At 38.4% G+C, this 24149-nt stretch carries 20 protein-coding genes; 9 read left to right on the top strand and 11 right to left on the bottom strand.

The window, feature by feature from the left end; genetic code table 11:
* The first annotated feature begins 302 nt into the window (after nt 1-302).
* The 4 genes from nrdH to nrdF are packed head-to-tail and all read left to right on the top strand — an operon-like array spanning nt 303 to nt 4043.
* Complete coding sequence (gene nrdH, locus ACFIM6_RS04525; RefSeq protein WP_005774163.1) at nt 303-527, top strand: glutaredoxin-like protein NrdH; 225 nt, start codon at nt 303-305, stop codon at nt 525-527.
* The gene (gene nrdI, locus ACFIM6_RS04520; protein ID WP_375611835.1) at nt 527-925 is read left to right on the top strand and encodes a class Ib ribonucleoside-diphosphate reductase assembly flavoprotein NrdI; all 399 of its coding nucleotides are present in this window, start codon (nt 527-529) and stop codon (nt 923-925) included. The genes nrdH and nrdI overlap by 1 nt, the downstream gene beginning before the upstream one ends.
* Nucleotides 907-3057 (top strand): class 1b ribonucleoside-diphosphate reductase subunit alpha, encoded by a 2151-nt coding sequence (gene nrdE / locus ACFIM6_RS04515; protein WP_375611834.1) that lies wholly within the window; start codon nt 907-909, stop codon nt 3055-3057. Before nrdI ends, nrdE begins: the two co-directional genes overlap by 19 nt.
* Before the next feature lie 11 nt (nt 3058-3068).
* A complete protein-coding gene (nrdF, locus tag ACFIM6_RS04510) occupies nt 3069-4043 on the top strand; it encodes a class 1b ribonucleoside-diphosphate reductase subunit beta (protein WP_375611833.1) in 975 nt (324 codons plus the stop codon).
* Here nrdF and prmC read toward each other — a convergent pair.
* The 4 genes from prmC to secA all read right to left on the bottom strand — a co-directional run bounded on the left by prmC (nt 4040) and on the right by secA (nt 9348).
* Nucleotides 4040-4906, bottom strand: a complete 867-nt coding sequence (prmC, locus tag ACFIM6_RS04505) for a peptide chain release factor N(5)-glutamine methyltransferase (RefSeq protein ID WP_375611832.1) — start codon at nt 4904-4906, stop codon at nt 4040-4042. The two genes, nrdF and prmC, sit on opposite strands and share 4 nt — an antisense overlap.
* Nucleotides 4903-5979 carry a peptide chain release factor 1 gene (gene prfA, locus ACFIM6_RS04500; RefSeq protein WP_375611831.1) on the bottom strand — a complete coding sequence of 359 codons (1077 nt, stop codon included), beginning with the start codon at nt 5977-5979 and terminating at the stop codon, nt 4903-4905. Before prfA ends, prmC begins: the two co-directional genes overlap by 4 nt.
* Nucleotides 5980-6200: 221 nt before the next feature.
* On the bottom strand, nt 6201-6692 hold the full coding sequence (locus ACFIM6_RS04495) for a Fur family transcriptional regulator (RefSeq protein WP_375611830.1): 492 nt from the start codon (nt 6690-6692) through the stop codon (nt 6201-6203).
* Nucleotides 6631-9348 carry a preprotein translocase subunit SecA gene (secA, locus tag ACFIM6_RS04490; RefSeq protein WP_375611829.1) on the bottom strand — a complete coding sequence of 906 codons (2718 nt, stop codon included), beginning with the start codon at nt 9346-9348 and terminating at the stop codon, nt 6631-6633. Before secA ends, ACFIM6_RS04495 begins: the two co-directional genes overlap by 62 nt.
* Before the next feature lie 435 nt (nt 9349-9783).
* Between secA and ACFIM6_RS04485 the strand changes: the two genes are divergently transcribed.
* From ACFIM6_RS04485 to mutT, 3 genes are all read left to right on the top strand, one after another.
* The gene (locus tag ACFIM6_RS04485; RefSeq protein ID WP_375611828.1) at nt 9784-10737 is read left to right on the top strand and encodes a peptidylprolyl isomerase; all 954 of its coding nucleotides are present in this window, start codon (nt 9784-9786) and stop codon (nt 10735-10737) included.
* A 128-nt stretch (nt 10738-10865) separates the two neighbouring features.
* Nucleotides 10866-12098, top strand: coding sequence for a bifunctional glutamate N-acetyltransferase/amino-acid acetyltransferase ArgJ (argJ, locus tag ACFIM6_RS04480; RefSeq protein WP_375611827.1), 1233 nt, complete (start codon nt 10866-10868; stop codon nt 12096-12098).
* Nucleotides 12099-12223: 125 nt separating this feature from the next.
* Nucleotides 12224-12637, top strand: coding sequence for an 8-oxo-dGTP diphosphatase MutT (gene mutT / locus ACFIM6_RS04475; protein ID WP_375611826.1), 414 nt, complete (start codon nt 12224-12226; stop codon nt 12635-12637).
* Between the two features lie 913 nt (nt 12638-13550).
* On the opposite strand, the gene ACFIM6_RS04470 is transcribed toward mutT, so the two are convergent.
* The 4 genes from ACFIM6_RS04470 to ACFIM6_RS04455 all read right to left on the bottom strand — a co-directional run bounded on the left by ACFIM6_RS04470 (nt 13551) and on the right by ACFIM6_RS04455 (nt 18062).
* The gene (locus tag ACFIM6_RS04470) at nt 13551-14414 is read right to left on the bottom strand and encodes an NlpC/P60 family protein (protein WP_375611871.1); all 864 of its coding nucleotides are present in this window, start codon (nt 14412-14414) and stop codon (nt 13551-13553) included.
* Between the two features lie 159 nt (nt 14415-14573).
* The gene (locus ACFIM6_RS04465; RefSeq protein ID WP_375611825.1) at nt 14574-15938 is read right to left on the bottom strand and encodes a M17 family metallopeptidase; all 1365 of its coding nucleotides are present in this window, start codon (nt 15936-15938) and stop codon (nt 14574-14576) included.
* A 13-nt stretch (nt 15939-15951) separates the two neighbouring features.
* Nucleotides 15952-16950 carry a type I pantothenate kinase gene (gene coaA / locus ACFIM6_RS04460; RefSeq protein WP_273790598.1) on the bottom strand — a complete coding sequence of 333 codons (999 nt, stop codon included), beginning with the start codon at nt 16948-16950 and terminating at the stop codon, nt 15952-15954.
* Between the two features lie 122 nt (nt 16951-17072).
* Nucleotides 17073-18062 carry an asparaginase gene (locus tag ACFIM6_RS04455; protein WP_375611824.1) on the bottom strand — a complete coding sequence of 330 codons (990 nt, stop codon included), beginning with the start codon at nt 18060-18062 and terminating at the stop codon, nt 17073-17075.
* Nucleotides 18063-18282: 220 nt separating this feature from the next.
* Between ACFIM6_RS04455 and hslV the strand changes: the two genes are divergently transcribed.
* Entirely contained in the window at nt 18283-18864 is a 582-nt protein-coding gene (gene hslV, locus ACFIM6_RS04450) for an ATP-dependent protease subunit HslV (protein ID WP_375611823.1), read from the top strand.
* Entirely contained in the window at nt 18865-20175 is a 1311-nt protein-coding gene (hslU, locus tag ACFIM6_RS04445; protein ID WP_375611822.1) for an ATP-dependent protease ATPase subunit HslU, read from the top strand. It abuts the gene before it with no gap.
* A gap of 19 nt (nt 20176-20194) precedes the next feature.
* Here the strand turns inward: hslU and ACFIM6_RS04440 are convergent, their stop codons facing one another.
* From ACFIM6_RS04440 to rpsO, 3 genes are all read right to left on the bottom strand, one after another.
* Nucleotides 20195-21190 carry a class I SAM-dependent methyltransferase gene (locus ACFIM6_RS04440; protein WP_375611821.1) on the bottom strand — a complete coding sequence of 332 codons (996 nt, stop codon included), beginning with the start codon at nt 21188-21190 and terminating at the stop codon, nt 20195-20197.
* Between the two features lie 72 nt (nt 21191-21262).
* Nucleotides 21263-23455: a polyribonucleotide nucleotidyltransferase gene (pnp, locus tag ACFIM6_RS04435; RefSeq protein WP_375611820.1), complete on the bottom strand. Its 2193-nt coding sequence runs from the start codon at nt 23453-23455 to the stop codon at nt 21263-21265.
* Nucleotides 23456-23703: 248 nt separating this feature from the next.
* Entirely contained in the window at nt 23704-23973 is a 270-nt protein-coding gene (gene rpsO / locus ACFIM6_RS04430) for a 30S ribosomal protein S15 (protein ID WP_375611819.1), read from the bottom strand.
* Nucleotides 23974-24149: the final 176 nt, after the last annotated feature.

Below are 24149 nucleotides of genomic sequence, written 5' to 3'. Positions count from 1 at the left end.
TGAAAAACGGTAGTTTAGAACATTAGTTTTTTAGACAGCAGGAGGGAATTGTAATGCAAGCAAAAGATTGTTTTATAACTAGGGGGCTTTGCCATTTAAGTTGTAGAATAATCGCTTATTCTCATCATAGTTTTTGAAGTTATTTGATGAGGAACTCTGTTATGTTCAGGAAGCTGTGTATTATTTGAAAATAACCACATGTTTTGCGTACAATTTCTATTTTTTGTTATTCTTGAGTACCTATAAAATTATTAGATTGACCTTTCAGGGTTGATTGTTTGGAATTGTGAAAGTTGAAGAAAATGTCGATCACTATTTATAGCAAACCATCTTGTGTCCAATGTGATGCTACACGCCGCGCTTTTGATGCAAAAGGCATTCATTATCGTGTTGTTGATATTTCTTGTGATGAACAAGCATACAGTTTTGTTCAATCTCTGGGGTATCGTCAGGTTCCTGTCGTTGTTTGTGGTGAAAATCATTGGTCTGGTTTTAGACCAGATATGATTAGTGGTCTTTGTGCTTAATGGGGCTTATTGTTTATTATTCGAGTGCAACGGGTAATACAGAACATTTTGTCTCGCAGCTTGGGCAACGACTCTTCAAAATTGATAAAAGAAAGCCTTCTGCATTGGTTGGTGAACCTTATGTATTGGTTGTTCCTACATATGCAGATGGTGAAGGAAGAGGGGCCGTGCCGAAAGCCGTTGTCCAGTTTCTTAATGAAGCTGAGAACCGCAAATTAATTCGTGGTGTTATTGGCGGTGGGAATCGTAATTTTGGTCGCTATTATAATCTAGCAAGTAAAATTATTGCTGAAAAATGTTGTGTACCTTGCCTTTATCGTTTTGAGCTGCGTGGAACTGATGAAGACGTTATTTATGTAAAAAAGGGATTGGAAAGATTTTGGAAACAATTGGTATAGGACAATCGCAGAAATCGGATCAGATTACTGATTATCATGCGTTGAATGCGATGCTTAATCTTTATGATGAAAATGGTCATATTCAATTTGATATGGATCGGCTTGCTGCGCGGCAATATTTTCTTCAGCATGTTAATCAAAATACAGTTTTTTTTCATAACCTGAAGGAAAAAATAGATTACTTAATAGAAGAAGGTTATTATGAAAAAGCTTTATTTGAGCTTTATGATTTTTCTTTTATTAAAAAGCTTTTTAAACGTGCTTATGCATTTAAGTTTCGTTTTCCTACCTTTTTAGGCGCATTTAAGTATTATACCAGCTATACACTGAAGACTTTTGATGGGAAACGTTATCTTGAACGGTATGAAGATCGCGTCTGTCTTGTAGCTTTATATTTGGCACAAGGGAATAAAGCTCTTGCTGAAAGTTTTGTGGATGAAATTATTACAGGACGGTTTCAACCGGCAACACCGACATTTTTAAATGCTGGGAAAAAACAACGAGGTGAATTGGTTTCGTGTTTTTTGCTACGTGTTGAAGATAATATGGAATCGATAGGTCGTTCGGTTAATTCGGCCTTGCAGCTTTCAAAACGTGGTGGAGGTGTAGCGCTTTGTTTAACGAATTTGCGGGAAGCAGGGGCGCCAATTAAGCAAATAGAAAATCAGTCCTCAGGTGTTTTACCGGTGATGAAACTCTTAGAAGATTCTTTTTCTTACGCCAATCAGCTTGGGGCACGACAGGGGGCTGGAGCTGTTTATTTGCATGCTCATCATTTAGATATTATGAAGTTTTTGGATACAAAGCGTGAAAATGCTGATGAAAAAGTTAGAATTAAAACGCTTTCGCTTGGTGTCGTTATTCCTGATATTACTTTTGAGCTTGCACGGAATAATGAGGATATGTATCTCTTCTCATCGTATGACATCGAGCGTGTGACAGGTAAGCCCTTTAGCGATATTTCTTTAACGGAGCATTATCGTTCTTTTGTTGATAATGCAAAGATTCGTAAAAAGAAAATAAGTGCACGCGTTTTTTTCCAGACATTAGCGGAAATTCAATTTGAGTCGGGTTATCCCTATATTTTATTTGAGGATACTGCTAATCGATCGAATCCGATAGCTGGGCGCATAAGTATGAGCAATTTATGTTCAGAAATTTTGCAGGTGAGTGAGGCGAGTGAACTGGAGACAGATTTAACTTATCGCACGATTGGAAGTGATATATCCTGTAATCTTGGATCCATGAATATTGCCAAAGCAATGGAAAGTCCTGATTTTGGACAGACCGTGGAATCTGCTGTTCGCGCTCTGACTGCTGTTTCGGATATGAGCAATATTGATTGTGTGCCTTCCATTGCGAAAGGCAATGCTGAAAGTCATGCGATTGGTTTGGGACAAATGAATTTGCATGGGTTTCTAGCGCGTGAGCAGATCTATTATGGGTCTCCAGAAGCGATTGATTTTACCAATATCTATTTTTATATTGTGACATATCACGCCATACGTGCTTCCAATTTAATTGCGCACGAACGTCAAGAAATGTTTGCAGGGTTTGAAAAATCAGCTTATGCAGATGGACGTTTTTTCGAGAAATATATTGAAAAAGAATGGAAACCGCAATTTGCGCTTGTGCAAGAGCTTTTTGCACGGAATAATATTGTTATTCCAGATCAAAAGGATTGGCAGGAACTCAAAAAATTAGTTATTGAGTACGGGCTTTATAATCGCAATCTACAGGCAGTTCCACCTACGGGATCTATTTCCTATATTAATCATGCCACTTCCTCCATTCATCCAATTGCTTCAAAAATCGAAATTCGCAAAGAGGGAAAAATTGGGCGCGTTTATTATCCTGCTCCTTATATGGATAATACGAATTTGAATTTTTACCAAGATGCTTATGAGATTGGCCCTGAAAAAATTATAGATACCTATGCTGCGGCAACACAGCATGTTGATCAAGGTCTTTCATTAACATTATTTTTTCCTGATACAGCGACCACACGTGATATTAACCGCGCACAAATTTATGCTTGGAAAAAGGGTATCAAAAGTATTTACTATGTACGATTACGGCAAGTAGCATTAAGTGGAACAGAAGTTGATGGCTGTGTTTCGTGCAGTTTATAGGAGATCATCATATGACAAAGATTACAACCAAAAATCCTGTTGTGTGCGCTGTTAATTGGAATAGATTACATGATGAGAAAGATCTTGAAGTATGGAACCGCTTAACTGGGAATTTTTGGTTACCTGAGAAGGTTCCACTTTCCAATGACATTCCCTCATGGTCAAGCTTAACGGATGAAGAACGCAAGCTAACGATTCGTGTTTTTACAGGACTAACGCTTCTTGATACAATTCAAAACACTGTAGGAGCCATTTCGCTTCTGGCTGATGCGATAACAGAGCATGAGGAGGCAGTTTTGACGAATATTGCCTTCATGGAAGCGGTTCATGCACGTTCTTATTCCTCTATTTTTTCAACCCTTTGTTCGACGGTAGAAGTTGATGATGCGTTTAGATGGTCAGAAGAAAATATTCATTTGCAGAAAAAGGCTAGATTAGTACTTGAGCGTTATGAAGCAAATGATCCACTTAAGAAAAAAATTGCTTCGACTTTGCTGGAAAGCTTTTTATTTTATTCTGGTTTTTATTTGCCCATGTATTGGGCCAGTCGCGCTAAGTTAACCAATACAGCAGATCTCATTCGACTGATCATTCGTGATGAAGCGGTCCATGGTTATTATATAGGTTATAAATTCCAATTGGGCTTTGCAAAGCTTGATGAAGCCAAAAGACAAGAAATTAAAAATTTTGCTTTTAACCTGCTCTTTGATCTTTATAACATCGAGTGCAAATATACTGAAGATCTTTATGATGCGCTTGGATTGACAGAAGATGTTAAAATTTTTCTTCATTATAACGCTAACAAGGCTTTAATGAATTTAGGTTTTGAAGCTCTTTTCCCCCCTGAGGTTTGTCGTGTTAATCCCGCTATTTTGGCAGCTTTATCACCAAACTCTGACGAAAATCATGACTTTTTTTCAGGGGCAGGTTCTTCTTATGTCATTGGCAAGGCGGTTGCTACCACGGATGATGATTGGGAATTTTAATGTTTGCATGCAAATAGAAGTGCGCGGGGTATTCCACTGAGGTCTTTGCGCATTTCTAAACATTGGAAGCCATTTGTTTCAAACAAATTGCAAACTTCTTTTTCTTGAGAGTAACCAATTTCAACAGCGATAGTGCCGTTTTCTTTTAAGTAGTTGGCTGCTTCATGGGCGAGTTTTCGATAAAAATCAAGACCATCTTTTCCACCGATAAGAGCGCGCAATGGGTCATGTAAGCGCACTTCTTTTGCAAGTTTTTTGATATCTTTTGCGGGAATATAAGGTGGATTGGAAACAATAAAATCAAAGCGATCTGTGACAGAATCAAACCAATCGCTAAGAAGAGGTGTGAAGCGATGTATTACTTCAGCATTTTTTGCATTTTTTGTCGCTGTTTTAAGGGCATCTTCAGAAATATCGACAGCGACTGCATAGGATTGTGGAATTTGTTTAAGAATGGCAATGGCAATGGCGCCACTTCCTGTCCCCATATCAAGGAGTGTTATTTTTCTCGAATTTTCGACATATTTTTTGAGGAAAGGGAGAACAAGATCTATCAACGTTTCTGTATCAGGACGGGGTTCTAACGTCTCTTGAGATAAAGCGAAGGATATGCCATAAAATTCTCGTTCTCCTATAATACGGTAGACGGGTTCACCTGCAATCCGCCGTTGGACAGCCTGTTCTATTTGTGTAATGTGCTCAGAAGATAGAGGTATATCTGGTTGAGAAATTCTTTCAGCAGCATTTATTCCTGTTATCCATTCAATGAGTATTTTCGCATCGAGATTGGCTTCAGCAATTCCTTTCGTGCGCAATTTTTCTTGAGTTTGTTGGATGACATTTTTGAAAGAATATTTGTTCAATTATTGTCCATTTCTATCAGGAGTGCTGTTTGGTGATCTGAGATGAGTGCATGAAGAAGCTCATCAAGATCTCCCTCTAGAATGCGATCAAGCTTATACAAGGTTAGATTAATACGGTGATCCGTGACGCGTCCTTGTGGAAAATTATAGGTACGAATACGTTCTGAGCGATCACCAGAACCAACTTGGCTTTTACGAGAAGCTGAACGTTCACTTTCCGCTTTTTGTCGTTCGATATCGAATAAGCGTGCCCGTAAAATTTGAAGGGCTCGTGCTCGGTTTTGATGTTGTGATTTTTCTGCTTGTACGACCATAATTCCTGTTGGAATATGCGTGATACGAACAGCTGAATCCGTTGTATTAACATGCTGTCCTCCTGCTCCAGATGCACGCATTGTGTCGATACGAATATCTTCAGGACGAATATCAATATCAATATCTTCAGCTTCTGGAAGCACAGCAACGGTAGCAGCAGATGTATGGATACGTCCACCTGTCTCTGTTTCAGGGATGCGTTGCACACGATGAACCCCTGATTCATATTTCAATTTAGAAAAGACACCTTTTCCTGAAATGGTAGCAATAATCTCTTTATATCCGCCAACTTCCCCCTCACTGAGTGAAATAACTTCTACTTTCCAATTGTGAGCATGGGCATAACGTTCATACATGCGGAAAAGATCACCGGAAAAAAGTGCTGCTTCTGAGCCACCCGTTCCTGCTCGAATTTCAACAATAGCGTTTTTTTCATCAGCAACATCTTTAGGCAAAAGCAGAATCTGGAGTTCTTTTTCAAATTGCTCTACTTTTTTATATAACGATGGTAGCTCTTCCTGGGCAAGATTACGCATCTCTATATCTGTTTGTTTATCGTTAATAATCGTTTCTAATTCTGTAATCTCTTCGTAAAGAGCATTTAATGCGCGTATAGAGGTAATAACGGGTTGTAGTTCTGCATATTCAGAAGCTAATTTGACATATGTTTCAGCATTTGGATTCGTCGTCATTTGGCTTTCAATTATTTCAAAGCGCTTTTCAAGCTGTCTCATACGATCTTGTGGCAAAGAAACCATGATAATATTGGCCTAATTTTTCATAATACAATTTTTATAATATTTTGTTGCAATGATTTTTTGTTATAATATTGGCAATGAATTACTGTATAGCATCATACAAAGAGGGGTAATAAAGCAATTCTTTTTTTTGCCAATGAAAACTATTATATTTTAAAGGTAAATTTTTATAAAATTTGATTTGCCTAAGGTATTTTATCTAATGATATATGATTACTTTTTTAAGAGTTTTTTTTTCCGTAAAGTTCAAGGCGGTGATGAATAATATCATAGCCAAGAGATTTTGCAATTTCCTCTTGCAGCTTTTCAATAACATCAGAATGAAACTCGATAACTTGTCCTGTTTCTATATCAATGAGATGATCATGATGTTGCCCATCTGCTTGCTCAAAACGAGATGGACCACCACTAAAGCTATGGCGATGAATTGTTCCATTTCCTTCTAATATTTTCATGGTTCGATAAACAGTTGAGAGTGAAATATTCGAATCTATTTTGTTTGCACGCTGAAAAATTTCAAATGCATTAGGATGATCATTTGTATCAGTCAAAATATCAAGAATAACTCGTCGTTGACGTGTTACTCTTAAACCAGCTGTGCGCAATTCTTGCTCATAATTTCGCTTTTTATTCATTTGCATAGTTTGCTTTTCAAACAAAGGCTCCATGACAGTGTTTGTATTTTTTCTCTGAACCGCAAGGACAACGCTCATTACGTCCAACTTTTCCCCATGTGGTTATATCGTTAGGGTCACGATCTTGTGGATTAACAAATCTATTTTCTTGTGATCGTGCCCATAAGGTGGGAGCATTTTCTTGACTTTGATCATTAAAGACAGAAGAAGCAGCATCAGTTTGCTCAGGCATGGCCGGTTCTGTGGGGTGTTGAATGATTTCAAAGCGCATAAGCTTAGAAGTGACAATTCGGCGCAAATTTCTCAACATACTTTGAAAGAGTTCAAATGATTCTGTCTTATATTCATTGAGCGGATCCCGCTGCGCATAACCACGAAAACCAACAACAGAACGCAAATGGTCTAAACTCACCAGATGTTCACGCCATAACGTATCAATAGTTTCGAGCAATACTGCTTTGTGAAAATAAGCCATAACTTCTGGAGAATATCGTTCAGTACGCTCATTTTCAAGTTTTGTAACAGCATCTGATACACGCTCTAGAATTTGCTCCTCGGCAATTCCATCTTCTTTTGCCCATTCTTCCACTGGAAGCTCAAGATTAAAGAGTTGTTGAAGCTCTTCTTCAAGAGTTTTTGCATCCCATTTTTCAGAATATGTCCCTGATGGAATATAAGCCTCTACGAGATCCTCTACGACTTCATTGCGCATTTCAAGGATCATTTCTGATAAATCATCTGCGTTCATGACCTCCATACGCTGTTCAAAAATAACCTTGCGTTGATCATTCATGACATCATCATATTTTAGCAGATTTTTACGAATTTCAAAGTTTCGTGCTTCAACCTTTTTTTGTGCTTTTTCAAGGGCTTTATTAATCCATGGATGGATAATAGCTTCATTTTCTTTCAATCCAAGTTTTTGCAGCATACCATCCATACGGTTAGAGCCAAAGATACGCATAAGATCATCTTGAAGAGAGAGAAAGAATTTTGAGCGACCAGGATCGCCTTGGCGACCAGAACGTCCACGAAGCTGGTTATCAATACGACGGCTTTCATGACGTTCAGTAGCGATAACGTAAAGCCCTCCAGCCGCTAAAGCTTTTTCTTTAAGCTTCTGAACATCTTTTTTTATTTCTTCAATTTTAGCTGTCCGCTCTGGACCTTCCGGGATATCCTGTAACTCTTGTCGGATGCGCATTTCAACATTACCACCAAGCTGTATATCCGTACCGCGTCCTGCCATGTTGGTTGCAATGGTGAGAGCTCTAGGAACTCCTGCTTGCGCAATGATATATGCTTCTTGTTCGTGATAGCGAGCATTTAAGACTCTAAAATCGGTAATGCCTTCTTTTCGCAAACGCTCTGCCAATTGTTCTGACTTTTCAATAGAGGTTGTTCCAACAAGAATAGGCTGTTCTTTTTCATGAGCTTGACGGATATCACGCACAATTGCCCGATATTTCTCTTCTGCTGTTCGATAAATCTCATCATCTTCATCAATACGTTGTATTGGCAAATTTGTGGGGACTTCGACAACGTCAAGACCATAAATATTTCTGAATTCTTCGGCTTCTGTTGTTGCAGTTCCAGTCATGCCAGATAATTTTCTATACATACGGAAGTAATTTTGGAAAGTGATGGAAGCAAGTGTCTGGTTTTCTGGTTGAATAGCAACATGCTCTTTAGCTTCTAACGCTTGATGAAGTCCTTCAGAATAACGCCGCCCAGGCATCATTCGCCCTGTAAATTCGTCAATAATAACGATTTCATCATTGCGAACAATATAATCTTTATCGCGAGCAAACAGTTTATGAGCTTTTAGAGCATTATTGACATGATGAACGATAGCGACATTTTCTATGTCATAAAGACTCTCACCTTTAAGATGTCCAGCTTGTTCGAGCATTTTTTCAATTTTTTCAGTACCAACTTCGGTAAAGGTCGTTGTTTTTTGTTTTTCGTCTATTTCATAGTCTTCTGGAGTTAAGGCAGGAATAAATGTATCAATAAGGTTATAGAAGTCAGTACGATCTTCTAGAGGACCAGAAATAATAAGGGGGGTACGGGCTTCATCAATAAGAATCGAATCAACTTCATCAACAATTGCGTAATGATGTCCACGTTGGACCATTTGACTATGATCGAAGGCCATATTATCACGCAAATAATCAAAACCTAGTTCATTATTTGTGGCATAGGTGATGTCGCATGCATAGGCCTCTCGGCGGGCATCACTATCAAGATCATGAAGAATCACGCCTGTTGTAAGCCCTAGAAAACTAAAAATTTTCCCCATTGTTTCAGCATCACGACTGGCGAGATAATCGTTTACTGTCACAACATGAACGCCTTTACCTTCCAATGCATTGAGATAAATTGGTAGAGTTGCCATTAATGTTTTACCTTCACCAGTACGCATTTCAGCTATGCCGCAGTCGTGAAGGACCATTCCACCAATAAGTTGCACGTCAAAAGGACGCATGTCATAAACACGTTTTGCGGCTTCACGAACAGTCGCGAAAGCTTCTGGTAAGAGCAAATCAACACTCTCACCTTCACTAAGACGTTTACGAAAGGCATCTGTTTTTTGGCAAAGCTGCTCATCACTTAATTTTACGAATTGTTCTTCCAAAGCATTAATTTGTGCAACTTTTTGGCGGAGTGCTTTGAGATGTCGCTCATGAGCTGAACCAAAAAACTTACGGGCAAAAACACCTAAACTGACCATCTCTGGCCCTTTCTTTTAATTGTTGTCACTCTTGTTGGGTAATTCATACGCTCTCCCCATACTCTACATTTTCTTCAAATTATCTGATATCATTAGTGACATCATGAAATGCAGATGGTACCATTATACTTGCTGGTGTGCAATTTTTCACTCTAATTGTAAAGTAGAGATAAGAGGCTAAGCGCTTTATGTCAACTTTAAGTATGCTATTTAACTGATACAATACAAAGTAATTTAAGATACAATATGTCATTTTTCTCTATTATCATGTTTTTCATCTGCATTAGATAGGATTGGAGAAACTGAGATAAAAGGATAATTTTATACTTTTTTTAAATAAAATTACTAATTTATTTCTCTATGTTTAAAGATTAAAGTGTTATGGTAAAGAAAATTGGAATCTTGAACCTGCCTTCATTTTTAAGGAGTATATTTATGAAATTTAACTTTATCACGCTTTTTTTAGCATCAACTTTATTGGCAAGTACAAGTTTAGGGGTGAGTGCTCAAGAAGGTTTGAATTCATCGTCGAGTGATTTAAAGACTTTAGAGAAAGCTTCTGAAAAAGCCGTTTCTCCTTCTCATGTTATGGCGGTTATTGATGGGAAAAATATTACAGCAGGCCAATTGGATGATTTAGCGCTTGAAATAAATCCTAATTTAGCACGTTTTCCTGATGAACAACGCCGTATGATGGTTCTAAAAGCTTATTTAGATATGCAGGCCCTCGCAAAAGCAGCAAGAAGCAAAGGTCTTGATAAGACAGAAGCTTACGATAAACGTATGGCAGTCATGCGTGACAATGTTCTTCAACAGCTTTATTTTAAACAGGCGATTGTTGATAAAATATCGGATACTGATTTGGAAGCTCTTTATAAGCAAGAAGTTGCTGCTTTACCTAAAGAGGATGAGGTTAAAGCGCGTCATATTTTGGTCAAAACGAGAAAAGAAGCAGAAGCTATCATTAAGCATTTAAATAAAGGCGAAAATTTTGAAGAGATTGCAAAGAAAAGTTCAACAGATGGTTCTGCTGCCGTTGGGGGTGATCTTGGTTATTTTAGCCATGGTCAAATGGTCAAGCCTTTTGAAGATGCCGCATTTGGTTTGAAAGTTGGCGAATACACAAAACAACCCGTTGAAAGTCCTTTTGGTTGGCATATTATTAAATTAGAAGATCGTCGTGTAAAACAACCGCCTGCATTTGATGATGTTAAAGAGATGTTGCGGACACAGCTAATAAAAAAGCGCTATCAAGAACTGATTGTTGATTTGCGTAGCAAGATAGATGTGAAATACCCTGATCCTAATGTTACAAAAATCATGGAATCGCTTCATCAAAATGGGACGCTACTTCCCGATGAGACATCTGATGAAGAAGATACGGAATAGCTAGGAAAAATAAGTAGATAGCCTCTTTAATAGATAATTTGCTAGGTTAGTTTTGTTCAAAAAGCCTAGCAGTTTTCTATGAGAGGTTATTGATCTGCAATCATTTCATTTTTTATAGAAAGCATATTGTGGTTTTGAAAATCTCTCCTTTGTCTCCTCAAAAGATCCAAGAGCTTTCTCCATTATCTGGTGTACGGATAGCAACAGCTGAAGCTGGGATTAAATATAAAGATCGTACAGATCTTCTTTTCATCATATTCGATAAGCCAGTGAGTGTGGCCGGTGTTTTTACCCGTTCAAAATGTCCATCTGCACCTGTAGAGCATTGTCGTGCATCGCTTCCTCATGGGGTTGCAAGGGGTGTTGTTGTGAATTCTGGAAATGCAAATGCTTTTACAGGAAGCAAAGGAAAGCACACAACCGATGCAATTATTTGTGCAGCAGCGAACGCTTTAAAGGTTAGAGAAGATGAAATTTTTATAGCTTCTACGGGTGTTATTGGTGAGCCAATGGATGCATCGGGTATTGTCAATCTTTTACCAAGTATGACAGAGACAGCAGAAGAGGGAAATTGGTTGGAAGCTGCAAAAGCCATAATGACAACGGACACATTTCCAAAACTTGCTACGTGCACTTTTGACTGTGGGGGAGAGCGTGTTACCATTAATGGAATTGCAAAAGGTGCTGGTATGATTGCGCCCGATATGGCGACAATGCTGTCATTTGTGGTTAGTGATGCTACCATTTCTTCGGATGCACTCCAATCCATGTTATCAGAGGCAGTTGAGGGTTCTTTCAATTCAATTACTGTTGATAGCGATACCTCAACTTCAGATACGCTTATGTTGTTTGCGACAGGGAAAGAACATTTTCCCTGCATTAGATGTAAAACAGATCCGCGTTATGAAGTATTCTCAAAGCACTTGAGTGCACTTCTGCATGAACTTGCACTACAAGTTGTTTGTGATGGTGAAGGCGCTCGTCATTTAATTGAGGTTAATGTAGTGGGTGCTACAACAAATAATGCAGCTAAAACTATTGCTTTATCAATTGCAAATTCACCGCTCGTAAAAACGGCTATTGCCGGTGAAGATGCGAATTGGGGGCGGGTCGTTATGGCAGTTGGGAAGGCCGGTGTTGAAGTCGATCGTGATCTATTGACGATTTGGTTTGGTGAGCATCGTGTGGCCGTGAATGGCGTACGAGATCCTGAGTATTGTGAAGAGACAATAGGTACTTATATGCAAGGTAAGCACATCACGATTCGTGTTGATATCGGTTTGGGTAAGAGTACGGCGACGGTTTGGTCTTGCGATTTAACAAAAGAGTACGTTATGATCAATAGCGATTACAGAAGTTAATGGATGCACTTTATATTTAACAGTTTATTATTTTTCAGAGCAAATGGGGTATGTGAGCTCTTTTAGGAGCAGAGGGGATATGATAGAAAAGTCAGTTATCTTTATGTTCCCTATTGGGGAGTGATATGTGTATGAAAAGTTCCATTCTTCTTGTTGTTGCATGTGCACTGTTCGATCAGAATAATCGTGTTTTGCTTACACAGCGTCCTGAAGGAAAATCACTGGCTGGTTTATGGGAGTTCCCTGGTGGCAAGGTTGAGCAAGGTGAAACTCCGGAAGCATCATTAATTCGTGAACTAGAGGAAGAGCTTGGTATTTATGTTCAACCAAATAATTTACACCCTTTAACGTTTGCGAGCCATAGCTATAAAACATTTCATCTCTTAATGCCATTGTATCTTTGTGACCATTATGAGGGCGTTGCGCAAGGACGAGAAGGGCAAAATTTAGAATGGGTTTTTATTAATGATCTTGATAAATACCCTATGCCTGATGCTGATAAACCATTGGTTCAGGTATTGAAAAATCACCTTCTTTAATGTGTTATAAGGAGGAAATATTGCTTAAATTATAAATCAATATATTGAGTTATAATGATAATTTATAATTTTTTTATGTTGCATGGGGAAGTCCAGAGTCGTAAAAATTTTTCTCATTTCAAGTCTGTTTTATGTTAAATTAATCAAAACCATTCTTTTGCACGTTCCAAGCGGGGAGATTCATGTGGATAAAATTATTTAAGAAAGAAATAAAATACGTGCTGAAAGAACACTCTCCAATAGCCAAGGGTTATCGCAACATTGAGAATTGGCAAAGTGTATAATGATGCCTTTGCACGCTTCATAAGCATAAAAATGGTGGTAGATAATGGATTTATACTTTTCGCGATTATTATTGAGAGATTGTCTTGGAGGCACCGAGAGATATTAGGAGTATTTATTTCATAAGATATCGATAATAGGAAAAATTTCAAAAAATGTTGCTTTTGATTAAGAGGGGCATATCGCTTACGTAATATAGAACGCCATTGTGTTGCATATTTGCGGGGTTGTTTAAAAGAGGCATCTCGCAATATTCCAAAGCCCATTTCGTGCCGGCACTCGTGAATGGTATAATGGTAGAGCTTTATAAGATAAAATCTATTGAGCGCCACTATCTTTACGCTTGTGAAGGAGTAAGCTGGTTCCAATGTTAGTTATGATAGCTCTTGGCATTTGAGAGCATTCAGAAGGGATATTTTTCTTTTCGTAATCATTTTTACTTATACATCAATTTCGCTTGTGATGAACAAGCAAGCGATTTTGATTGATTCAACATAAAAACAGATTTGAAATAAGAGAATTTTACGATATTTAGAATGCTTGATGCAGAGTGAATGATGGATAATTATCCTTATAAATCAATCTATTGCATAATAAAAACATTCAATTAATTTTTTATAGGAGGCATGTATTAAGTTTCTTGAATTGGACGGCGTTTTGCGATAGGATATTGATTTTTTTTAGCGATACGCGTAATTGCTTTTTCCAATGGCTCAATCATAACGTCCATAGAAAAACCATTTGCGTGAATAATATTTGCGTGATCGACCATAATAGCAACATGATCTTTCCAAAAAATTAAATCACCTCGTTGAAGTTTATCAGTATCTGTAAGAAGACTGCCTATAGTTTCTTGCTGCATATCGGTATCACGTAAGACTATTTGATCGGTCATCATCATAGAGAGCTGAATGAGTCCCGAACAATCAATTCCAAAACCGCTGACACCACCCCAAAGATAAGGTGTACGGATAAAGGTTTCTGCAACTGTGACATAATCTTCATATACGCGTCCAATGGGGCTGAGATGGCTCGTAATGATTGCTGTTCCATTTTCAAGAATAGAATACATTGTGTCACGGACTTCAATTTCATCAACAACACTGACTTTGCTTCCCATAGATAATGGGGATACTATTGGTCCACGTAAGTCAGCGTGTAAATATTTAAATGTGCGTGGTACTGAAACCACATGTGTTTGTTTTATGGTTGATGTACAAAGAACTTTTGTATCAATATAACCGACATAACCATCTTTGAGTGATTGTCCCCACGACAATGTTTCCCCTTGTTCAAAAATGAGAAGTTCTTCTCCCAATAAGCATTCTGTTTGTCTTTCACTTTTTTTACTATTTTCTTTAAAAAGTCCAGCGACCGCTGTATTAACACGTCTTTTTTCACCTTGAACAAAGCGTTGAGCTGTAATTTCTGTTTCAAGACGTTGATCTGCTAGATCATCTCTGAATGCATGAAGTCTTGGGTCTTTAGAGATCATCTTTTTGCTTTCCATTTTGTTACTCCTTACCTTTAAACAAACTCATGAAAACTGTATTGGTAAGGTTTTTATCCTCAAACAAAACTAAGAACACAGTGTAAGACCAATTATTCTTTAAGCTGCAAAATTGTCCATTTTTGTGGATATTTGTGTCAAAATTCATTTTTTAAAAATATTATAAAGGGCACGAATAGTTTGTGCTGATCCACCAATAGGGTATCCTGGTTTTTCTTTTGGAACCCATCCATAAAGGTCAAAATGCGCAAAATGTTCAGCTTTTTCAACAAAAGAATTAAGAAATAAAGCAGCCGTTATAGAACCAGCAAAGCTATTTCCAGTTACATTGTTAAGATCGGCAATTGGTGATGATAACATCTCTTGGTAAGGTTTCCAAAGGGGCATTTGCCAAAGAGGATCAAAGACAGCGTGAGCAGATTCAGAAATTTGTTGTGCCCATATTGAATCATTACAATAAAATGCGGGAAGATCTGGTCCTAATGCTATACGCGCTGCCCCTGTTAAAGTAGCCATACAAAGCATGAATTGTGGACTTTCTTCATCACCATAGGCGAGTGCATCGGCAAGGACAAGGCGCCCTTCAGCATCTGTATTACCTACTTCAACACTTAAACCTTTACGACTTTTAAGAATATCACCTGGTCGGTAAGCATTCGCAGAAATTGCATTTTCTACAGCTGGAATCAAAACGCGTAAACGGAAAGGCAATTTTGCATCCATGATAAGTTTAGCCAATCCCAAAACGTTTGCTCCACCCCCCATGTCTTTTTTCATAAGCAACATGTTATTGGCTGATTTAATATCGAGGCCTCCAGTATCAAAAGTTACGCCTTTGCCCACCAACGTTATTTTAGGATGATGTTCTTGCCCCCAGAGTAACTCAATCAGTCGTGGTGCAGTGCTGCCTGCTCGTCCTACAGCATGAATCATCGGAAAGTTATGGGTTAAGAGATCGTCTCCACAAATACTTTTGATATGAGCACCATAGGTTTTTCCTAGTTTTCGAGCTTCTTTTTCGAGAGTATCAGGGTTCATATCATTGGCTGGAATATTAATGAGATCACGGACGAAAAAGACAGCTTCATAAATTCGTTGGAGTTCATTAAGATCAATAGCCTCATTGACATGGATAGATAATGATTTGAAAGAAGAATTTTGACGATAGCGATTAAATTGATAGCTACCAAATGCCAATCCAAGATAGGTATTTATTTCATCAGAGGTTGTACCTTCTAAATGCCATTGACCAGCAGGAAGCTTTTGAGCAAGCAGTCCTGTGATAAAAGGATCGTTACCATTGCCAATTCCAAATAAAACTTTTTTTAAATGCCCCGTTTCGTGAGGAATAAAGAGTATTTGTCCTGCTTTACCAGTAAAGTCATTAACTTTTATCCATGCTGTTGTTGACGCATCAAGTGATAAGTTGGCAAGAGTTCTTTGGTTTACCAATATGATAGGGCAACTGTTATCGATACGCGTTGAGGTAAAATGAATGTGGTGGTGCATAGTTATGAGATCCTTATAGCCGTCTAAGTGCGACATATTCGACCAAATGATTTTTTCCCTTTCGTAGAATGAGATTGGACCGTGGTCGTGTTGGCAATATATTTTCCTGTAAATTTTTTAAATTAATCGTTTGCCAAAGATCCTCAGCGATTTTTGAGGCTTCTTTTTCATTGAGGTGGGCATAACGATGAAAATAGGATTCAGGATTTTGAAAAGTTGTTTTACGCAAACGTTTAAAGCGCTCCAAATACCAGTGACGAATGACTTCTGTTTCGGCATCGACATAGATTGAAAAATCAAAAAAATCTGATACGAAAGGAATAGCTTTTCCATCTTTAGGAAGATCACTGACTTGTAATACATTAATACCTTCAACAATTAAAATATCAGGACGATCAATGGTAATTGTCTGATTTTCTAGAACATCATAGGTCATATGTGAGTAAAGTGGGGCACGAACATTTCCGATACCTGCTTTTATAGCCGAAAGAAAGCACAGCAGTTTTTTAATGTCATAGGAATCAGGAAATCCTTTACGATTCATACGATTTTTTTGCTGTAAGATTGCGTTAGGATAGAGAAAACCATCCGTTGTGATTAGATCAACTTTAAGACTAGATGTCCAACGTTTCAACAGTTCTTGAAGAATGCGAGCCGTGGTTGATTTTCCTACAGCTACAGAACCAGCAATTCCAATAATAAAGGGCGTTTTTCTACTCTCTTCTTGATGGAGAAACTGCTGACGTTTGTGAAAAAGTTCCTGTACTGCTTCAACATGGCATGATAACAGACGCGATAAAGAAAGATAAATGCGTTGGACTTCTTTAAGATCGATAGGATCATCAATAGAGCGTAAACGCTTAATTTCATCAAAAGTCAAAGTAAGAGGTGTGTCTTCACGAAACTCTGACCATTCTTGTGCAGTAAAAACACGATAGGGTGAATATCGGTCAGAAACGGATTTGACCAGATTATCTTTCTGATTAATTTTTTGTATAGTCGTATCAATCATTTGTATTTGTCGAGATTTTCTTGCAGCAGCAATTGATTAAGAGTAGACAGATGAGCGGCTTTATTTTCAAATAAATTTTGTTTTGCATGCTCTCTTCTTTTAAGATAATGGATCATTTTTCATTAACTTATAGTCCAGTCATTCCAGTTTGCACGGATTTGTGCTAATGAGTGCCCTTGCGCCAAAAAAGTCCATAAAAGTAGACGCGCTTTTACGGCTGATAAATAACCAGACATGAGAGCACCAGAAGCAATCATATCGATTTCGGAGCCTTTATAGCCATAAGTTATACGAGTTGTTGAGCCATTACAACAACGACTAGCAATAATGATTGGTATTTTTTGTGCATATTGTTGTACAAGGTCTGCTTCTTGAAAACTACAGTGCCCCGCACCAAAACCAGCAATAACAACTCCAGCATAATACCCACTTTCAAGGCATAGTTTCATTAATTGTGCACCAGATGATAAAGAGGAATAGAGGAGTGCAATTTGATGATCATGGTTTTGGGGAAGATCAAACGTTTTTGGGAAAAATTTTCGATCATTGAAATAAATAAGTTTTCCCTCTAAAATAGTTCCTAAAACACCTGCAAGACCTGATTGAAATGTTTCGACTTTGACGGTATGGCTTTTATAGAGCCAATAAGGTGAATGAATTGCATCATTTATGACAACGAGAACGCCCCTGTTACGACTTTGTGTGGCTGCTGCGACACGAGTGGCTGCTAAAATGTTTGCGGGGCCATCGGCGCCTGCTTCATGAGGCATGCGCATAGCGCCGGTTATGATGAGTGGTTCGGCTTCTTTCCAATAAAGAGAAAGAAAAAAAGCTGTTTCTTCCAGAGTATCAGTCCCTTGTGTTAAAACAATACCTTCTGCACCAGCGTTTATTTGTTGTTTTGCCCACTTAATTATTTCAAAAAGCATTTGAAACGATAAAGATCCACTTGGTATTTGCATTAATGTTTGTGCATGAATATCAGCAACGTTATTTAAATCAGGAACACTTTTTATGAGGTTATCTGAAGTTAAAGTCGGTTGCATGTGACCAAAACTATCAGCAGTCATTGCAATTGTTCCACCTAAGGTCCCTATGGCTATTTTTTTCATAATTTTCCTCTAAAAAGCACAAACTGTTTATATAAAGCTATTTAGCAGTAATTTACATTGACAACAATGATATCATTTTTCCATTTTCAACAAATTGAGTTATGCTGAATCATTGTGTTTTGCTGTATATGTTCTTAAATAGGACAATAGTAATTGAGTTTTACATTGTATGAAAAGAAATCAATATTAAAAAGTAAAGTTAATATTAAGGAGTTTCCTTATGACAGAACATAAGCCAGACATAATGTATGGTACAACAATTATTACGGTACGAAAAGGTGGACAAGTCGTGATGGCTGGGGATGGTCAGGTCTCTCTTGGACAGACAATTATGAAAGGCAATGCACGTAAAGTGCGTCGTCTTGGAAAGAACGGAGTGGTTATTGCTGGTTTTGCTGGTGCTACGGCAGATGCTTTTACATTACTGGAGAGATTGGAAACAAAGCTTGAACAATATCCTGATCAGCTTATGCGTGCTTGTGTGGAACTTGCAAAAGATTGGAGAACAGATCGCTATTTGCGTCGTCTCGAAGCAATGATGCTCGTGGCTGATAAGAAAGTAACTTTGGCTCTAACAGGGCTTGGTGATGTCTTAGAACCAGAAGATGGGGTTATGGCAATTGGCTCTGGAGGAAATTTTGCTCTTTCAGCAGCGCGTGCACTCATGGATTTGGATTTAGATGCAGAAACTATTGCTCGTAAAGCTATGGCTATTGCCGCTAAAATTTGTGTTTACACCAATGATCATTTTACGATTGAAACATTGGATGCAGAATTATCTTCTTTAGAGAAAGCTATTTAAATGTGTGTTGTATTTTCCCCTCGTGAGACTGTTTCTGAACTTGATCGTTTTATTATTGGCCAAAATGATGCCAAACGCTCTGTAGCTATTGCATTGCGCAATCGGTGGCGTAGGCAACAGCTTGATGAGCCGATGCGTGAAGAAGTTATGCCAAAAAATATTTTAATGATAGGGCCAACAGGTGTTGGTAAAACAGGAATCGCACGTCGATTAGCAAAACTTTCTGGAGCACCTTTTGTGAAAGTAGAAGCGACGAAATTTACTGAAGTTGGTTATGTGGGACGTGATGTTGAGCAAATTATTCGAGATCTTGTTGAAATTGCCATTTCTCTTGTGCGTGAAAAGAAACGGGATGAAATAAAAGAAAAGGCTCACGTGAATGCTGAAGAGCGGGTTTTAGACGCCCTTGTTGGTAAAACAGCAAGTCCTGCTACCCGTGATAGTTTTCGTAAAAAATTGCGTGAAGGTGAATTGGATGAGAAAGAGATTGAAATTGAAGTCGCCGATAATAATAGCAATAGTGCTTCAACCTTTGATATTCCTGGTATGCCTGGGGCACAAATGGGTATTATGAATTTATCAGATATTTTGGGCAAAATGGGCAGTCGTACAAAAGTCCGTAAGACGACAGTAAAGGATTCTTTTAAACCGCTCATTGATGATGAATCTGAAAAACTCCTTGATCAGGAGCAAATTATTCAAGAGGCGCTTCGTGTTGCTGAAAATGACGGTATTGTTTTTATCGACGAAATTGATAAAATTGCAACTAGGGATGGTGGAGCAAGTGTTGCGGTTTCGCGTGAGGGCGTTCAACGGGATCTTTTGCCTTTGGTTGAAGGAACAACAATTGCTACAAAATATGGGCAAATCAAAACAGATCATATTCTTTTTATTGCCTCAGGTGCATTTCATGTTTCCAAGCCATCTGATTTATTACCGGAACTTCAAGGACGTTTGCCCATCCGTGTGGAGCTGAACCCTTTAACAAGGGAAGATTTACGGCGCATTCTAACGGAACCAGAAGCTAGTTTGATTAAACAATATATTGCTCTTATGGCAACAGAAGAGGTTCATTTGGAAATTACCGATGATGCAATTGATGCTTTAGCAGATATTGCTGTAGATTTAAATGCAAGGATTGAAAATATAGGGGCACGTCGTTTGCAAACAGTGATGGAGCGCGTTTTGGATGAGATTTCTTTCACTGCACCTGATAAAGCTGGAACATCGTTTAAAATTGATGCTGCTTACGTGAGAAAATCTATTGGCGAGCTTGCTGCTGATATCGATCTTTCACGTTTTATTCTTTGAAAGTTATTGCTTGTTCTGTTTATCTGCGTGCTTCGATAATTTTGAAACCATGGGCTTGTTCATGTATCAACACTGTGCGGAAAATATTTTTTAATAATGTTTCATAAGGCAGGTGGCGGTTTGCAACAAAAAGCAGACTGCCGCTTGGCTTTAAGCACTTTGCAGCATTTATAATAAAATTTTTTCCTAATGAAATATCTGTTGTTTGTTGTGTGTGAAACGGTGGATTTGAAATAATTGTATCATACAGATTTGTGACAGGCTCATGTACAAGGTCATGCCAATAAAAATGAATTGGAAAAGGAGCTGTTATGGATTTAAGGTGCTGTTTTGCTGCTCTCAAAGCATTGTAGTCTGCTTCATAAAGGTCGAGAGCGGTGAGTTTTTCACTTCTTTCAAGCGCAACGTGAGAAAGATAACCCCATCCAGCACCAAAATCAGCCGTTTTTCCAGAAATAATTTTGAGCATATAAGAAGCAAGCGCAGCAGATCCTGGATCAATACGTCCGTGTGAGAACATACCAGAAGTGGTTTGAAATTTACCAAAAGTGAGCGGTGGTGAGCGCAATTGCGCAATGTTATGTCTCTCAATTTGTTGAGGAACTTGCAACCAAAATACAAGACCATGATTTTTAGACAATTTATTGGTGATGGGAACAATTGTTTTGACCCATTTCATCATTGAAGCAGCACCAGCAGTTTTATCCCCACTAATTACAATCCATCTATTGGGTTTAACGCATTCTAATAAATCAAGAAAACAATTTTGGTTCAAACCACGATATTTGCTCAAATGTAAAAATGCACCATCATAGCTGAAAGTTTTATCTATTTGAGGAGAGCAGTGAAATTGAGTATCGACAAATTTTAAAAAATCTGGTCGCCAAGGCGTAATAACTTTTAAATTTTGTGCCCATTCTGGAGCTGGGATTTCTGTTAAACCAAAACTTAGCCAACACTGGTTTGGATCAGGATACGGGAGTTCATGATTTTCAAAAGGCAAAAATAATAACACATATGACTCTTTCAAAGAAAAATGCCACTCCAATGTTGGGATGGCATTTCATGATACGATAAGAGGAAAAACTTACTCTTCTTTCTTACGGCGGCGCTTATTTTCAGGTTGTTTTTTTTCATCCACGCACTTTTCTTCATTCATCGCTTTATCACCGGTGATTTCCTTTCCGGTTGTTTGATCAACGACCTTCATTGATAACCGAACTTTTCCACGCTCATCAAAGCCCATTAATTTAACCCAAACTTTGTCACCTTCTTTTACAATATCTGTTGTTTTGGTGACGCGTTCTGATGCAAGCTGAGAGATATGAACGAGTCCATCACGAGAACCAAAGAAGTTTATAAATGCACCAAATTCTGCAGTTTTTACAACTGTTCCTTGGTAGATAGCACCAACTTCAGGCTCATCGACAATAGAATGGATCCAACGTTTTGCTGCTTCAATGGTTTTAGCATCAGCAGAAGCAATTTTAATGGTACCATCATCTTCAATATTAATTTTTGCTCCAGTTTGTTCCACGATTTCCCGAATAACTTTACCACCAGAGCCGATAACATCACGGATTTTATCGACAGAAATATTCATAACTTCGATTCGTGGAGAAAATTCACTCAGCTCAGCACGTGCACTGGTTAAAGCTTTCCCCATCTCATTAAGGATATGGATTCGTCCACCTTTGGCTTGTTCAAGCGCGATTTTCATAATCTCTTCGGTAATACCATCAATTTTGATATCCATTTGCAAGGCAGTAATACCATTTTCTGTTCCTGCGACTTTAAAATCCATATCTCCAAGATGATCTTCATCCCCTAAAATATCAGAAAGAACAGCAAAGCGTTCTCCTTCTTTAATCAAGCCCATAGCAATACCAGCAACAGGGCGTGCTAGAGGAACACCAGCATCCATAAGAGCAAGTGAGGTTCCACAAACCGTTGCCATAGAAGAAGAGCCATTGGATTCAGTGATTTCTGAGACAGCACGAATGGTATAAGGAAAAGATTCTTTCGTTGGTAACATGGGGTGAATTGCCCGCCATGCCAATTTGCCATGTCCAATTTCACGACGACCTGGAGAACCAAGGCGTCCCGTTTCACCCACTGAAAATGGTGGAAAATTGTAATGGAGAAGGAATGTTTCCTTATACATTCCTGTCAAAGAATCAACATATTGTTCATCTTCACCAGTTCCCAATGTTGCAACGACAATCGCTTGTGTTTCTCCGCGGGTAAAGAGTGCTGATCCATGTGTGCGGGGTAAAATACTTACTTCTGATTGGATAGGGCGTACGGTAGAAAGATTGCGTCCATCAATCCGCTTTTGGGTATCAAGAATGTTTCCGCGAACAATTTTTGCTTGCAACTGTTTAAATACGGTTGCAATTTGATCTGCACTAAATTGACAGTCTTTTTCTGGTTCTGGCATAAATTTATTGAGGATTTCTGTCTTTAGTGCATCAATTGCAGCATAACGTTCTTGCTTATCAGTAATTGTGTAAGCCTTTCGTATATCCTGTTCTGCCATTTTCTGCATCGCTTTTTCAAGCTCAGAAAGATCTTCAGGAACAAAATCACGAGGATCTTTTGCAGCAACTTCAGCAAGCTTTATAATGGCATCAAGGACAGGTTGAAGGCCTTTGTGACCAAACATTACGGCCCCCAACATGATATCTTCCGGTAATTCTTGTGCTTCTGATTCAACCATCAAAACAGCACTTTCTGTTCCAGCAACAACAAGATCAAGTTTTGATTCAGGCATTTCATCGATATGAGGATTAAGAATATATTGTCCATTACAATAGCCAACGCGGGCACCGGCTATAGGCCCCATGAAAGGAACACCTGACAGGGTCAATGCCGCAGAAGATGCAATCATCGCAAGGATATCGGGATTGTTTTCGAGATCATGCTGTATAACGGAAACAATAACTTGTGTATCATTTTTATATCCCTCAACGAAAAGGGGACGAATTGGGCGATCAATCAAACGTGAAACCAAAGTTTCATTTTCACTTGGTCGACTTTCACGTTTTAAATAGCCCCCAGGTATTCGACCAACAGCATAGGATTTTTCTTGATAATTAACGGTGAGTGGAAAAAAGTCCTGGTCTGGTTTTGGGATTTTGGCCGATACAACGGTAGCTAAGACAATCGTTTCTCCATAGGTAGCAATCACTGCACCATCAGCTTGACGCGCTATTTTCCCTGTTTCAAGGGTGAGCGGACGCCCGGCCCATTCAATTTCTATCTTGTGCGTTTTGAACATTTTTTATCCTTAATGACCAGTGTTTAAATCTTTGATTGCTCACATTCTGGTTTTGCGTAGCATACTTCCAAGATCTGGGGTGGACAACATACTTTTTATCTTTGTTGCAAGAAAAGAGAAGTAAACTGCTTAAATGCGAAACGATGAGCAGTTCTATCCCATAATAACTTATCAGTTTTTAAAATTTTTAATTAAAAGCAACACGTTGAAAAAATGGGTGTTTTTTAAATATCACTTCCATTTTTCTTTTAGCGACGCAAACCTAACTTCTTTATAAGTGTCTGATAACGATTTTGGTCAACTCCTTTAAGATAATCAAGAAGACGCCGACGTTGAGACACCATCTTCAAAAGACCACGACGAGAATGATTATCTTTTTTGTGAGATTTAAAGTGGTTTGTTAAATTAGAAATACGTTCAGAAAGTACAGCAATTTGCACTTCTGGTGATCCTGTATCACCAACTTTGTTTGCGTATTCTGCGACAAGAGCTTTTTTACGTTCAGCTGTAATCGACATCGTATTATCCTTTCCAAAAACGAAGAAACATAAAGCCACCCATAGCCGAGATGTCGTTCAGCAAGGGTCTGTGAGAAAACAGGAAAAGTCGAAGACTCTTACCTATTTTCGTTCTTATATAGGAAAGAAGGTTAAAATACTAGTCCTTGACAGCATTTTGAAGTCTTTCTTTAAAT

It is taken from the genome of Bartonella sp. AA9NXGY (assembly GCF_042196845.1).
In the GTDB taxonomy this organism is placed as follows: domain Bacteria; phylum Pseudomonadota; class Alphaproteobacteria; order Rhizobiales; family Rhizobiaceae; genus Bartonella.
The sequence above is the reverse complement of the archived record's forward strand: the minus strand, read 5'-3'. Positions and strand labels throughout refer to the sequence as shown.

Bases quoted from the DNA above. Each gene is read 5' to 3' on its own strand.
- nrdH (WP_005774163.1), top strand. From the start codon at position 303: ATGTCGATCACTATTTATAGCAAACCATCTTGTGTCCAATGTGATGCT.
- nrdI (WP_375611835.1), top strand. From the start codon at position 527: ATGGGGCTTATTGTTTATTATTCGAGTGCAACGGGTAATACAGAACAT.
- nrdF (WP_375611833.1), top strand. From the start codon at position 3,069: ATGACAAAGATTACAACCAAAAATCCTGTTGTGTGCGCTGTTAATTGG.
- prfA (WP_375611831.1), bottom strand. From the start codon at position 5,979: ATGGTTTCTTTGCCACAAGATCGTATGAGACAGCTTGAAAAGCGCTTT.
- ACFIM6_RS04495 (WP_375611830.1), bottom strand. From the start codon at position 6,692: ATGAGCGTTGTCCTTGCGGTTCAGAGAAAAAATACAAACACTGTCATG.
- secA (WP_375611829.1), bottom strand. From the start codon at position 9,348: ATGGTCAGTTTAGGTGTTTTTGCCCGTAAGTTTTTTGGTTCAGCTCAT.
- ACFIM6_RS04485 (WP_375611828.1), top strand. From the start codon at position 9,784: ATGAAATTTAACTTTATCACGCTTTTTTTAGCATCAACTTTATTGGCA.
- mutT (WP_375611826.1), top strand. From the start codon at position 12,224: ATGTGTATGAAAAGTTCCATTCTTCTTGTTGTTGCATGTGCACTGTTC.
- ACFIM6_RS04470 (WP_375611871.1), bottom strand. From the start codon at position 14,414: ATGATCTCTAAAGACCCAAGACTTCATGCATTCAGAGATGATCTAGCA.
- ACFIM6_RS04465 (WP_375611825.1), bottom strand. From the start codon at position 15,938: ATGCACCACCACATTCATTTTACCTCAACGCGTATCGATAACAGTTGC.
- coaA (WP_273790598.1), bottom strand. From the start codon at position 16,950: ATGATTGATACGACTATACAAAAAATTAATCAGAAAGATAATCTGGTC.
- ACFIM6_RS04455 (WP_375611824.1), bottom strand. From the start codon at position 18,062: ATGAAAAAAATAGCCATAGGGACCTTAGGTGGAACAATTGCAATGACT.
- hslV (WP_375611823.1), top strand. From the start codon at position 18,283: ATGACAGAACATAAGCCAGACATAATGTATGGTACAACAATTATTACG.
- hslU (WP_375611822.1), top strand. From the start codon at position 18,865: ATGTGTGTTGTATTTTCCCCTCGTGAGACTGTTTCTGAACTTGATCGT.
- pnp (WP_375611820.1), bottom strand. From the start codon at position 23,455: ATGTTCAAAACGCACAAGATAGAAATTGAATGGGCCGGGCGTCCGCTC.
- rpsO (WP_375611819.1), bottom strand. From the start codon at position 23,973: ATGTCGATTACAGCTGAACGTAAAAAAGCTCTTGTCGCAGAATACGCA.